The 13,463-nt window shown below is 28.4% G+C and carries 10 protein-coding genes; 4 read left to right on the top strand and 6 right to left on the bottom strand.

What is annotated here, in order from left to right; all coding sequences use genetic code 11:
* Positions 1 to 110: 110 nt before the first annotated feature.
* The 4 genes from P161_RS0106080 to P161_RS0106065 form a co-directional block, all read right to left on the bottom strand.
* A complete protein-coding gene (locus tag P161_RS0106080) occupies positions 111 to 572 on the bottom strand; it encodes a lipocalin family protein (protein ID WP_026776142.1) in 462 nt (153 codons plus the stop codon).
* 89 nt (positions 573 to 661) lie between these two features.
* Positions 662 to 841: a hypothetical protein gene (locus P161_RS0106075; RefSeq protein WP_026776141.1), complete on the bottom strand. Its 180-nt coding sequence runs from the start codon at positions 839 to 841 to the stop codon at positions 662 to 664.
* Between the two features lie 2 nt (positions 842 to 843).
* Positions 844 to 1,173, bottom strand: a complete 330-nt coding sequence (locus P161_RS0106070) for a DUF4286 family protein (RefSeq protein WP_026776140.1) — start codon at positions 1,171 to 1,173, stop codon at positions 844 to 846.
* A 78-nt stretch (positions 1,174 to 1,251) separates the two neighbouring features.
* Entirely contained in the window at positions 1,252 to 3,036 is a 1,785-nt protein-coding gene (locus tag P161_RS0106065) for a tetratricopeptide repeat protein (protein ID WP_231494708.1), read from the bottom strand.
* Positions 3,037 to 3,229: 193 nt separating this feature from the next.
* Here P161_RS0106065 and P161_RS19720 point away from each other — a divergent pair, with 193 nt between their 5' ends.
* Positions 3,230 to 3,373: a hypothetical protein gene (locus P161_RS19720; protein WP_197026329.1), complete on the top strand. Its 144-nt coding sequence runs from the start codon at positions 3,230 to 3,232 to the stop codon at positions 3,371 to 3,373.
* Between the two features lie 168 nt (positions 3,374 to 3,541).
* On the opposite strand, the gene serS is transcribed toward P161_RS19720, so the two are convergent.
* The gene (gene serS / locus P161_RS0106055) at positions 3,542 to 4,816 is read right to left on the bottom strand and encodes a serine--tRNA ligase (RefSeq protein WP_026776138.1); all 1,275 of its coding nucleotides are present in this window, start codon (positions 4,814 to 4,816) and stop codon (positions 3,542 to 3,544) included.
* A 132-nt stretch (positions 4,817 to 4,948) separates the two neighbouring features.
* Positions 4,949 to 5,419, bottom strand: a complete 471-nt coding sequence (locus P161_RS0106050; protein ID WP_026776137.1) for a regulatory protein RecX — start codon at positions 5,417 to 5,419, stop codon at positions 4,949 to 4,951.
* Between the two features lie 154 nt (positions 5,420 to 5,573).
* Between P161_RS0106050 and P161_RS0106045 the strand changes: the two genes are divergently transcribed.
* The 3 genes from P161_RS0106045 to P161_RS0106035 are packed head-to-tail and all read left to right on the top strand — an operon-like array spanning position 5,574 to position 13,419.
* Complete coding sequence (locus tag P161_RS0106045; RefSeq protein ID WP_026776136.1) at positions 5,574 to 6,983, top strand: hypothetical protein; 1,410 nt, start codon at positions 5,574 to 5,576, stop codon at positions 6,981 to 6,983.
* A gap of 18 nt (positions 6,984 to 7,001) precedes the next feature.
* Entirely contained in the window at positions 7,002 to 8,990 is a 1,989-nt protein-coding gene (locus P161_RS0106040; RefSeq protein WP_026776135.1) for a caspase family protein, read from the top strand.
* Between the two features lies 1 nt (position 8,991).
* On the top strand, positions 8,992 to 13,419 hold the full coding sequence (locus tag P161_RS0106035; protein WP_026776134.1) for a caspase family protein: 4,428 nt from the start codon (positions 8,992 to 8,994) through the stop codon (positions 13,417 to 13,419).
* Positions 13,420 to 13,463 lie beyond the last annotated feature (44 nt).

The following is a 13,463-nucleotide window of genomic DNA, read 5'->3' as shown; positions in this document are numbered from 1 at the left end:
TGACATCAAGATTTAAAAATGAAGTTTAAATAATGAGTTTTTTTGAGGTTAAAATATAAAATTGACAAATTATAGATAGTCGTAAAATACTGGACTCTTTTAAAGTTACATTATTCGAACTTTTTGAATCTCATTTCTATCGTAAATTCTACACCATCTATGGTTCTGCTTTCTTGCCATTTCATAGAAGACATGTCTAAATCTTTTAAGAATAAGTTATAAGATTTGCTTGTATTCCCATTAATTGGAGTTAAAGTTAAATTATAAAAGCCTGTTGCATCATCTTCATTACCAATAATATATTTGAAATCTCTTACCTGAGTTTCGCAAGATGTTTTGTTAATTACATAATTACCAGATTTGTTATCTCTTAAAAATTTCCAGCTACTGCCTTCAAAACAATATTTAGAGGCGTCATCAAACAACGTTACATTATAATTAGCATCTATATTGTAGGTTATTTTTTCTAAATACCAGTTGCCTTCAAATCTTTTTTCTTTAGATGTTACTAGTTTTTTTGCTCCACAGCTTAAAAATAATGCTGTAAGAATTAATAGTATTAAATTTTTCATTTTTTTCGTTTTTACAAAGTAACGATTATGTGAAAATATTTAATAACTCAAATGCTATAAAAGATGATTTAAAAGCGATTTTTAAGAACTTAATTCTTTATAGAAAAATAAATAAGCAATATCCCAAAACCAATTCCGCAAAGAAAACCACCAGTGGTTTCATGAGGTTCTGTTCCGTAAAAAAGATATCCTGTGTAGGCTCCAGAAATAATTAATAAGAGTGCTAAACCCAAAACTACATTTCTATTTCTGTATAAAAATTTCTTCATTTTTAATTGTTATTTGCAGTTGGGTAGAACTCTTTAACCAGTTTTAATTCTGTTCTAAAAGCAAGCATTTTATCTCCGAATTTTTGTAAGCTTTTTACTCTTAAACCTTCTGCATCTTCTTTATAATAATCTTGCAAATCTTCTTTTGTATTTGCTGTGTATTGCACAGAATATGTTTTGCCACCCATTTCTTCTTCCACCAAAACTTGTGTGAATTTAGCCGAAATAAACTTCCCTGTATTTAAAACCTCTAAAATATGAGTTTCCATCCATGTTAACCATTCATCATGAACAGCATTGTCTATATTAATTGTTACGTTGTATATGTACATTTATGTTGTGTAATCGTTTATTTGTTTAAATGTGTAATTGTTTCAATTTTTACTGAAACTGATACTGAAAACTGTTTACTAAATACTATCTCCTCTCAATTTTCTAAATTTTTTTCTAGCATCAACCAAATAAATACTTGATGGATGGTCAAAAATTATTTTTTGATAATACTCTTTTGCTTTTTCAATGTCATTTAAGTTTTCGTTATAAGTTTCTGCCATTAAATAATAAACATCATCTGTTAAAAAACCTTGGTTATCTGCTGCAATAATTTTCTCTAGGCTTGTAATTGCATCATCATATTTTTCTTGTTTGATGAATAGTTTTGCCTGTAAAAACAAAACATCATCATAAATAACTTCACCAGGAATTGCTATTCCAGAAACAGCTAAACCTTCTGTCAAAAATTCTTCTGTATTTTGTTTTTTAGGCGATAAAAGATTTGCAAGTTCCTCTAAAGCATCTTCGTTTTTATTTTGATACGCAAACAATTCTGCTTTTGCCAATTGTTTTAAACCAGAAGGAATGGAATCTACAGGTTCATTATCTGTAATTCTTAAAAATAAATCGACTGCATCATTAGCAATTAATTGTGTAGTTGAACCTTTTAAAACTTTTAATTGTGCTTTTGCCCAATCAAAATCGCCCTTAAAATAGCTAGTTTGTGCTACTTTAAAACGAGCTTGTTGTGCAATTTCAGAGCCTTTTAATTGTGTTTGAATTTGCGAAAAATAAATCAATGCTTTGTTAAACAATCCTCTAAAAACTAAAACTTCGCCTAATTTTAATTTAATCCTACCTTCATCAAATTTAGATTGGGAATAGGTTAAAGCTTCCTCTAAAACACTACTTGCTTGTAAAGGTTCGTTTTTGGTAAAGGTTAAAAAATCTGCGTATGCAACTTGCAACTCTATTGTTTGCGGGCTTTTGCCAAATTTGGTAAATAAATTTTGAAAAAGCGTTTCTGTTTCAGGGTTTTTCGTAGCAACAGCAATTTTTGCCAAATACAAGTTAGCATCAATTTTTTCTTCTTTTAAAAGAGATTTTTCATCAATAAAAGTAAAACATTCTTTTGCAGTTTGATAGTCTTTATTCTGGAAAGCAATCTTACCTAAACTAAAAATTTCTACTAAATCACCCGAATTTCTTTGATACAAAGCTTTTTCTTGAATTAAAGCTTTTCCATAATCTTTTTGTTGTGCAAATAACCAGCTTAAAAGAATATTCCATTCGTTTTTTGGGTTGCTTGCAGCCTTTCTTAAAAGTGTTTTTCTGAACAAAATATTAGTTTCACTTTCTGGGTCATCAGTAATATACCTGCTTGCGTATCTTTGGACTAAGTTGAGGTAGCTTTCGTTTTTATCAACCAAATTAATATACGATTCAAACATTTGTTTGTACTCACCTTGCTCACCATAAATCTGTGCAATTTGAAAATTATAATCAGCATTTTCGTTAGCTTCCATTGCTTTTTCGTAAGCTAAAATAGCATAACTTAAAAGATTGTATTCTTTAAAAAGACGCCCAATAATACCAGCATAACTAGCATTTTCATGTAAAGAATTTATGGCTTTTTCGTAGTTTGTTTTGGCAAGTTCATTTAGCTGTTGTTTTTCGAAATTATATCCTAAGTAAACATATAAAAAAGTTTGAGAAGGATTTTTTTCAATACGTGCTTTTAGCAAATTTTCTGCTATTAAAAATTTATCGGTTTCTTGATAGCAAGAAATTAAGCGCGTTAAATAACTTGTGTTAAAAGAACTTTTATCGTATAATTTTTTATAAATTTGAGTAGCTTTTTCATATTCTCCTTCTCTATAGTAAGTTTCTGCTAAAAAAAAAGTATTCTGATCATTTTCCATTTGAACTTCTTGAGCAAAGGAAAAGTTGCTAATTATCAGAAAAATTATTAAAAAAAAATTCTTCATAAGAATCAAAGATAATTAAGAAATATGTTAAAATATTATTAAACCAATGTTATTTAAATGATTTCCTTGTAACAATTTGGCATGGAAATTGTCTATAGTGTAAAATAACTAATCAAAAACTACTATTATGATCGATTTAACGAACAAATACGAAAATGCAAAACAACGTTCAATTGAGTGTATGCGAAAAGGACAAATTAGTGCGTACTTAAATGCTCTTTTAGAAATGAACAAATACAAAAGATTAATGGTGGCTGTAATTGCGAATTAAAAGCCCCTTTGTCTTTCAGACATTTCCCCAAAGGGGAAAATTTCCACTCTTTTTCTAAAAAAAAATATTTTTTAGAAACTTTTGTGTGAATTTTATCTTTTTTTGAAAGATTAAATCCCCACAAACTTGCTTACTGAAAACTGCGACTGAATACTGTTTACTAAAAAGTTAATCTATTAAGCTAAAACCACAATAAGGCACTAAAACTTTTGGAATAACAATGCCCTTTTCTGTTTGATAGTTTTCTAAAATTCCAGCTAAAACTCTTGGTAAAGCTAAAGAACTTCCATTTAAAGTGTGTGCTAATTCGCTTTTCCCTTCGCTGTTTTTAAAACGTAATTTCAATCTATTTGCTTGAAACGTTTCAAAATTTGATGCAGAACTAATTTCCAACCATCGATCTTGAGCTGTGGAAAATAATTCAAAATCGAATGTTAATGCTGATGTAAAACCAGTATCTCCTCCACACAAACGTAAAATTCTATAAGGTAATTTTAACTCTCCTAAAATATTTTTGATGTGCTCAACCATATCATTCAAAGCGTTGTAAGAATTTTCTGGATGTTCAATTCGTACAATTTCTACTTTATCAAATTGATGCAATCTGTTTAAACCACGAACGTGAGCACCATAACTTCCTGCTTCACGTCTAAAACAAGGTGTGTAACCTGTTACGCAAATTGGGAATTCAGTTTCCTGCATTAAATTTCCACGAAACATATTGGTAATTGGCACTTCTGCAGTTGGAATCAAATACAAATCATCCACTGTAGCATGATACATTTGTCCATCTTTATCTGGTAATTGTCCAGTTGCAGTTGCAGATTCTGTATTTACTAAATGTGGCACTTGCACTTCTGTGTAACCAGCTTCAATATTTTTATCTAAAAAATAGTTGATTAATGCACGTTGTAATCTTGCACCTTTTCCTTTATAAACAGGAAAACCAGCACCCGCAATTTTAGTTCCTAACTCAAAATCTATAATGTCGTATTTTTTTGCTAATTCCCAATGAGGAAGTGCATTTTCTCCTAAATCAGGAATTGCGCCTTCGCTAAATATGTTCTCATTATCTTCTTCAGATTTTCCTGCTTTTACAGAAGTATGAGGCACATTTGGTATTTGATATAAAAGTGCATCTAACTCATCAGAAAAACCATTTAATTTTTCGGATAAATCTTTAGAACTTTCTTTTAATTGTCCTGTTTTTTCTTTTAAAATGTTTGCCTTTTGCGCTTGTCCACTTTTGTAAAGAACTCCAATTTCTTTGGATATTTTATTAGATTCAGCCAAGATATTGTCTAACTCAAGTTGCGTTGCTCTTCTATTTTCATCCGCAGTTAAAACCTGTTCAATAATTGTTTCAGCATTCGCAAAATTACGTTTTGCCAAACCTTGTAAAACAGTTGCTTTGTTTTCTCTAATAAAATTTACCTGTAACATTTTTCATCAAAATTTAAGAATGCAAATATATAATTTGTGGATTTTAAATACCACGAATTTGCGAATTAAAAAAAAGCATTAAGTATGTTTAGTTCCAGTTATTTTTGTTGGTTTTGCTTTTTTATTAATTACTTACGAAACCACTTCATTTACAACCTTATAAATTAGTTCATTTTCAAAACCTTTTCGCATTAAAAAGCCAATCAGTTTTTGTTTTCTTTTGTAAATGTTAGCTTCAGAAATTACGGCATTTCGGTTTTCTGTAATTTTGTAAATGGTTTCAAGATAATCTGTTTCATCAATTTCTTTTAAGGCAGTTTTTATGTTGTATGCAGAAATATCTTTAAATTTTAATTCTCTTATAATTCGTTGTTTTCCCCAACTTTTAATTCGGAATTTTCCACGAGCAAAACTCTTAGCAAAACGTTCTTCGTTTAAGAAGTTGTCTTTCATCAAACTTAACAAAATCATTTCTTTGGCTTCAGGAATCAAAAAATAGTCACGCATTTTTTGCTCTACTTCTTTATGACATCGATCCTGATACACACAGTAGTTTTCGAGTTTTCGTTTTACTTCATCGATTGTAAAAGATTTTTTTGTCATTGTGTAAAAATACAAAATGGCAGAGTATTTGATTTTAAAAAAATATAGTATTCTATTTTAGGAATTAATATACCTAATTTTAGGTAGTTACATTTAAATAAAAAATACTAATTTAGAGATTTTAAAAAGTTTAACCATCCAATAAACCTTACCAATGAAAAAGCTACTTACGTTTTTCCTTTTATTTTTTGTTACTGTTATTATTGCTCAAGAAAAATATAGAGTTACCTATAATTACCAAACTGAAGAAATTAATTATTATAAGTTAGATAAACTTAACAATATTGCAGACACACTTTCTGGGCCAAAATTTAAAAGAAATAGTTTAATTGAATTAAAACTTATCAATGTAAATCCTTTTGCAGTTGCTATAAAAACGGATGTTAAAGAAGAAGCTATTCACCCAAAAATGGGTGGCTTTAACTTTAGTTCTTTACTGGGTGGTATGAATTCTTTTTCTGGCGAAAGCTTAAATTTAAATATTGATAATGTTGCCAAAGAAAGTTCGTTTTTATCCAGAGGAGGAAAATCTAGAGGAACAAAAGTTAGCAATCAATTTGCAGATTTAAACAAATTAACTACCAATATTGAAGCTGTGAAAACGTCTTTTTTATCAAATTTATTAAACCCAAATTTTGATAAAAAAGAGATTATGAAGAACCTAAAAGAGGCATCTTCGCAACTTAAAGATAGTAGATTGTCGAATCCTAATGATAATTATTACTTGTTTTTATCAAACTTAAACAATGCTGTTCAAGAAGACGCAACTCAATTATCAAACGAGATTGAAAATATTTCCACAGAAATAGACAGTACTTTGAATGGCGAAAAACCAATGTCTAGAGGAGAATTGGTTCAAAAAAGCAATACGTATAGAAATTTAGAAGCGTTAAAGAAAAGCATTAATTCAACCCAATTAAACACAGCCGAAAATTTAAATAAGATTAAAGATTTGTTTACAAGTTTAGAGGCTTCAAACTTTGAGCAAACATATGATTATACCATAGAATCTGACAAAGTTGCTATTGAACTTAACTTTTTACAAAGTGCGTTTTCTGAAACGGCAAATGGCACAGAAACAGAAGATAACTTGATAAAAACAAGAAGTTTAAAATTATTTTCTAAAGGTGGTTTCAAAATAAACTCGAGTATTGCTTTAACATTAAACAATTTTGGAACAAAAGCAAAAGATTTTTACATCGATGAAAATGGAATTATTGGCGAAGATGTTGGGAATAGTTCAACTCCAAACATCAGTACTATGATCAATTTTTATCCAGTGATGAGCGAAAACTTTAATTTAGGTGGTTCTTTTGGGGTTTCAATCCCAATTACTGGAGAAACCAGAGGAATCAATTTTTTATTGGGTCCAACCATATTTTTAGGCAGTAAAAGCAGAATCTCTTTATCTGGAGGTGTTGCTTATGGAACTGTAAACAGACTTACAAACGGATTAGAAGTTGGTGATGCAACAACCATTACAGATTTAGATTCTTTTAATAAATCAGTGTATGATTTTGGATATTATTTCGGAATCTCATTTAGTCTTTTTGAAATTAAATAATTTTTTTAAATATAAATTATGAAAAATTTTTACATACTATTGATGTTCATTTTTGCAAGTAGTTTTGCATATTCTCAAGAAACAAAAACCACAAAACATGCTTTAATTATTGCGATTGGAGAGTATCCAAGAAGCACAGGTTGGGGTGCAATTAGTTCTGCAAATGATGTGCCTTTAATCAAAGAAACGTTAGAAAGACAAGGTTTCAACCCTGAAAATATAACGACTTTAGTTGATAGAGAAGCTACTAAAAAAGGAATTTTAAATGCTTTTAAGGAATTACAAGAAACTAAAATAAAAGAAGGCGATGTTGTTGTAATTCATTATTCAGGACATGGACAACCTATTTTTGATAGCAGTGAAGATGGCACTTTAGACGAAGCAGATGATAAAGATGAAGCTTTAGTACCTGTTGATGCAATGGCTTCTTACACTTATAATTATAAAGGCGAAAACCATATTAGAGATGATGAATTGGCAAAAATTACCACCAATTTAAGAAATACATTAGGTAAAAACGGACAATTATTATTGTTGTTAGATAGCTGTCATTCAGGCTCTTCTGCAAGAGGAGGAAAAGCAAGAGGTACCAAAAATGTATTTGCACCTGAAGGGTGGGAGCCAAGCAAAAATGCAAAAGTGCAAGGAAGTGATATGTTTGATGAAGTAAAAGTAGACGAAAATGCTGCCCCTTATGTTTTAATTTCTGGAGCTTCTGCAGACGAATTAAACTACGAACATCCAGAAGGTTATGGAGCTTTAAGCTACGCTTTTTCTGAAGCCATGAGCGATTTAGGTTCAGATTTTTCTTATAGACAATTATTTGATGTGATTGCTTCTAAAATGAATACATTTTCTCCAAATCAAAACCCAGGAATAGAAGGAGATCAAGATATAAAGCTGTTTAAAAATGAGTATGTTAAGCAAGAAGAATATTTTAAGATTAAAAATATTTTGGCAAGCAATGCTATAAAAATTCAAGCAGGAAAGTTGCAAGGAATGTTTAAAGGAACAACTGTTTTTTTAATGCCAGTTGGCGAAACTCAATTAGATTCCACTAAAATTATAGCAAAAGGAAAAGTTGTGCTTGCAAAATTTAATGAAAGTAATATTTTATTAAACAATGATTTAAAGAGCAAAAATGAAAAAGATTATGTTGTTTTTATTGATAAGAAAAGTTTTGGTGAAATCTCTTTAAATATCGCTTTTGATAAAAGTGTAAAAAACAAAGAGGTTAAAAGTGAAGTAACAAATTTTTTAAAAGAAACAAAACTAGGTAAAGTTGTAGATTCGTTAGGTTCTGATCTTATAATTACAGAGAAAAATAATCTATTGAACGTTTATGCAACCAACGGATTTAGTGTTATTGAAGAAAACATGAATCCTGAAAATCTGAAAAGTTTAAAGGAAACATTGTCTACCTATGCACATGGTTCTTATATGAAAAAGCTGAACTTCAACAACAAAAAATACGAATTTACTTTTAGAGCTTTGCCTGTAAAATTAAATATTTTAACAGAAGAAAATGAAATTGGCAAACCAGAAGACATTATGAGAAATAATGTTTTAACGATTGTGCCAGGAAAAGACAAGTTAGTTTTTGAAGTTACCAATCATTCAGAACAAGATTTATATTTTACGATTATTGAGGTAAATTCTAAAGGAGAAATCAATAGTATTTTTCCTAGTGATCGCTTTAAAATGAACGACCAAGAAAGGTTGATAGAAAAAGGAAAAACGGTTCTTTTTAGCGATAAAATTATGAACTACGGTCCTCCTTTTGAGAAATTAGTGATGAAATGTATTGCATCTCCATATCCAATAAATATTGCATCCACCATAAAAAATAGAGGAGAAATTGAAGGTAAAAGAGGTGCTTTAAATCCTTTAGCTAGTTTTGTAAATAATAGTTTTTTAAATTCAAGAGGACAAGGAGATGTTCTTGTAGTTTCAGACAAAGTAGATGGGTATACTTCTGAAATTATTTATGAGATTGTAAAGGAGTAAAATGTTAAAACCAATAAATTATTTTTTTCTATTTTTTATAATTTATTCTTCATTAGGTCAAGAAAAAATAGAATATGAATTAAATATTCATAAATATCATAAGGGAGAATTAAATGATATTGTTATAAACGAAGAATTAAATGAAATTATTTCTGCGGATTCTTATGGAAATATTTTAGTTCATGATGCCTCAAACTATAAATTTATAAGGTCTTTAAATACTGATAAAAGAAAGTCAGTTTTTAACATTAGGCTCATTAATAACAACAAAGATTTATTAATAAATTACTATAATAAAGACACTAAAAAAGGAGAATTATGTTTCTATAGTTTAAATAAAGATACCATTTATAAAACCATCTCAGGAAATTATAAAATTACAAATCCTAATGGAGAGTCTTTAATTGCGATTGCCAAAGATGATACGAACCTAATTTTATACAACAAGTTTCCTTTTAAAAAAATAGATTCTATTACTACAAATAAACCAGTACTTGTTTCTACAATTTCTTTTAATGAAAAGCGTATAGCTGTTTTAGAAGAAGTACACATTAATCCTGGACCCAAAGCAATAAATGATTCTTTGGAAATAAAAACATTAAATTTTTATGATCTTGAACGTAAAAAAAAGATACATAATATAAAGTTTAGTGATAAAACTAAAATACCATCTGCCATCGTTTTTGAAAAAGAAAGCCTTTTTTTACTTACTTCAAATCAACAAAGAAATTCATCTGAATTCAATAGAATTTCTTTAACTGATTATAAAATTAAAAAACTAGGTACAAATACCTTTTACACAAGTTTTGCAAGCACAAAGATTATATCAAATAATAGAAATAACGTACTTATTTTTAGTGATCAAGAAAGTGGAGGTTTTGGAGCAAATAGTTGTATGGACTTAAATTTACAGGATAATTCTTATGTTGTAAAAGAGATTCCTTTAAAGTTTAAAGCTAGTATAGGAACATTCAATAAAGTTAAAAATGAATATGTATTTTTTTCTGGACAAAATTATTTTCAAATTAATGGAGAAATAAATGTACTTGATTCAGACTATAATCTTTTAGAAAAAAACCTGTTTGTTAAAGAATATATTGCATCAAAATCTCTCTTTATTTCTAATGATCATTGGATTTCCTTTAACACTTTAGAGTCTAATGACAAAGTTTTTAACTTCTACAAAAAAGGAGATTTATCAAATAGTTTTATAAAGAAAGACAAACAATCTAACTCTTTTTTTAAAACTTCTGGAAAAAATTTCAAATTGAATTACGAAAATTTTAATGAACATTTAATTGATAAAGAAGAAACTAGTATTGGTTATATAAGTAAGGATTCAGTGAGTCAAGAATCTTTTTATTATAGTTATAATTTATTAAATGATAAAATTCAAAAAATCTCTAAAAGGGATAAAGATGATAATCCTTTAGCTTTTAATGCTAAGGTGGATGCTTTTATTGTTGAATACAATAAAGAATCAGATGACCTCTATAAACCAAATTCAAAACTAAAAATTGTTACTAAAGAGAACAGTATTGTTATCGATTCAACTTTAACGCAAGAAGATAAAGTTAAATTCTCTAATTCTGGAACATATATCTGTTTGATGAAAAATAAAGTGATAAGAATCATAGATTGGAAAAAAAAGAAACAGCTATTAAGCTATAATTTTACTTCATATTATAATAAAAATATATTTCAAATCAATAACAATAACTTCATTGTTTCTGGGACAAATGAGGAAACTCAAAGCAATGTTTCTTTTTTTATAACAGAAGTAGATGGTGCTTTTAAAATTAAGGAGCTAAAAGATGGTTTGGTTTTATCAGCCGACTATAAAAACAATCAACTAGCAATGTTATTTGAAGATGGGGTGGTTTTTAATGGTAAGAGTTTCAAGATAAATAGTCTTGATGGCTTTGCAACATCAATTTCTTTAAATTCAGATGCATCAAAAATGTTTGTGAATTTTTCTAGTGGTAAAACAAGGTTATTAGAAACTAAAACGTTTACATGGTTAAATACAATCATTAATTTTCCAGATAATAAAAGCTTGATATTTAATACAAAAGGGAAGTATTATAGTAATTTTGAGGATGTAAATGATTATTTATTTTTAACTAAAAATAACAAGAGGTATTTATTAATTGAATATGGTAGTTCTTTGTATGACCCTGTTTCAATTCTGTCAGATTTTAGTAAAATTGATACACCATTAAAAAGCAAAATTGAAGAAGCTTTAAGCATAAGAAATCAACTAAAAAGAGAACCGCCTAAGAAAAGTTTCGCCATTAAAAGTTTTTATATTTCAGATCATAAAGCGTCCTTAAAAACCAATTCTTTAAGCACCAAAATACATATTGAAGTAGCACAAGATTTACCATATAATTTTATAATAAAAATTAATAATGTAGTTCAAAACAACTTGACTTTTAAAAAAGTTGCTCCAACAATTTATGAAACGGACATAAATTTAAGTCAACATATAAATGTGGTAGAAATTACTAGTTTGTATAACAAGGAGAAATCAATTCCTGTAGTTAAAGAAATACTGTATGAATATAAAATTCCAAGAAATTTATATGTTCTGTCAGTTGGAGTTTCAAATTATAAAGACAAAAATTACAAACTTAATTATGCGCATAAAGATGCATTGGACTTGGCTTTAAGATATGGGGATGTTGGCGCAAAAAGTATTACGAATTATTTAAACGCTATTTATCCTTTGGCGATTTCCAAAATTGATGACAACTCAAAAACAGATAGTATTTTAGGAAATATTAATGCTGTCTTTAACTTTTTTGAAAGAGGTTACCCATATACTTTTCAACTTTCAAAAGACGGAACCTTTTGGGGCGAGGCAGTTTTTGGTGTAAATGATGAAAATAATAAGGTTAAAGCCATCAACATATATGATTTTAAAAATAATTCTGTAAATAAAATACCACTTGAAAATGGTGTTTCTTTACATATGGAAATACCAACTTTTAAAAGTCATGCTAATAATTTGGGTTTTTATTATAGCGCTAGAAATTATAACGAAAACGAAGGATTGGTTTCTGATGTTTATTTTTACGACTATAAAAAGAAGGAAACAAAAAAAACAAATATCCCTTTTAACATTGAGTTATCTTACCCAATAAATGATGATGATTGGTTAACTACAAATGAATCTTACTATGAATTAACCAATTCAGAAGATGATGAAGAAACTCGATTATGTGTATCAATAAATACAAGGAAAAATAAGGTTTGGAGCAAAAAAAAGCATGTATTAAATATTGAGCTTTCAGATTTGGTATCCATTTTAGATGTAAATAATGATGGCTCTTTAGTGTTGATAAAACACTACTCAGATTACGAAATTAAGTATAGTTTATTTAGGCTGATAAATGGCAATTATTCTGCAACAACCATAAATTTTGAAACCGATATTGAAGAGGCTTTTATAAGTAAAGACAATACTAAAATTGTAACTTTTAACAAATATGATGAATATCTTACTTTACTAACATATGTTATTCCTACTAAGAAAATGACTGTTAACGTAACCAAAATAAGTAATTTTAATGATTTACAATTAGTAGGAAATAATTATGGTACTCCGCTTTTATTAAAGCCAGGTGTAAAAGAAAATAATGATTTGTTATATGAAAAGCATAAAAGTATTAATGAGTTTTTGAGTTCTTTAAAAGCGAAACCATTTTCCTATAAAAACACGTATGTAAAAACATTAACAAACAAAGAAGCCTCTTCTAAAAACATTGTAGAAGTAGCCAATTCATTTTTTAAAAATGCTAAGGCCGAAGATCAAATTATTTTATTTTTAGCTGGACATGGAGTCCTAAATAAAAAACTAGATTATTATTATGCGCCTCAAGATATGGATTTTAATAAACCCGATAAAAAAGGGGTTTCTTATGCGTCATTGGTAAATATTTTGTCTGATTCTCCAGCAATTCAAAAGCTATTAATTACAGATACTTGCCATTCAGGAAATACGTTTGACCTAGTAAAAAATAACACGAAAGAACAAAAAATAATACCAGGACAAAGAGGAACAATTACAGCAGATAGTACAAATGCTACAGACATTAAAACGTCAGCCATCATCTCTTCGATTTTTGATAATTTTTATAGTAAAAACGGAATTACTGTACTATCAGCTTCTTCAGGACAAGAGGTTGCTTTCGAGTCTAATAATATTTATAATGGCGCCTTTACCAGTGCTTATTTGAAAGCGCTAGACACTCATATTAACAAACAAACCACACAAAACTTCAACTTAGAATATTCTATTAATAAGGATAAACATTTTGATTTAATTTCTAGTAATTTGAAAACTTTATTGCTCTCGATTACAAAGGGTAAACAAAAAATGGATATGAGAGAAATTAACAAATTGGCAAAAGCAATTCTTTGGTAATTACTAAATTATATATTAAAATTTTTTGCCATGTTTCGAATAAA

This window comes from Polaribacter sp. Hel_I_88 (assembly GCF_000687935.1).
Classification (GTDB): domain Bacteria; phylum Bacteroidota; class Bacteroidia; order Flavobacteriales; family Flavobacteriaceae; genus Polaribacter.
Note: the sequence above shows the minus strand (reverse complement) of the source record. Positions and strands in the feature narration are given on the sequence as shown.

Excerpts from the sequence above, each read along its gene's own strand:
- P161_RS0106075 (WP_026776141.1), bottom strand. The coding sequence starts at position 841 with ATGAAGAAATTTTTATACAGAAATAGAAATGTAGTTTTGGGTTTAGCA.
- P161_RS0106050 (WP_026776137.1), bottom strand. The coding sequence starts at position 5,419 with ATGACAAAAAAATCTTTTACAATCGATGAAGTAAAACGAAAACTCGAA.
- P161_RS0106080 (WP_026776142.1), bottom strand. The coding sequence starts at position 572 with ATGAAAAATTTAATACTATTAATTCTTACAGCATTATTTTTAAGCTGT.
- P161_RS0106035 (WP_026776134.1), top strand. The coding sequence starts at position 8,992 with ATGTTAAAACCAATAAATTATTTTTTTCTATTTTTTATAATTTATTCT.
- P161_RS0106040 (WP_026776135.1), top strand. The coding sequence starts at position 7,002 with ATGAAAAATTTTTACATACTATTGATGTTCATTTTTGCAAGTAGTTTT.
- P161_RS0106065 (WP_231494708.1), bottom strand. The coding sequence starts at position 3,036 with ATGGAAAATGATCAGAATACTTTTTTTTTAGCAGAAACTTACTATAGA.
- P161_RS0106070 (WP_026776140.1), bottom strand. The coding sequence starts at position 1,173 with ATGTACATATACAACGTAACAATTAATATAGACAATGCTGTTCATGAT.
- P161_RS19720 (WP_197026329.1), top strand. The coding sequence starts at position 3,230 with ATGATCGATTTAACGAACAAATACGAAAATGCAAAACAACGTTCAATT.
- serS (WP_026776138.1), bottom strand. The coding sequence starts at position 4,816 with ATGTTACAGGTAAATTTTATTAGAGAAAACAAAGCAACTGTTTTACAA.
- P161_RS0106045 (WP_026776136.1), top strand. The coding sequence starts at position 5,574 with ATGAAAAAGCTACTTACGTTTTTCCTTTTATTTTTTGTTACTGTTATT.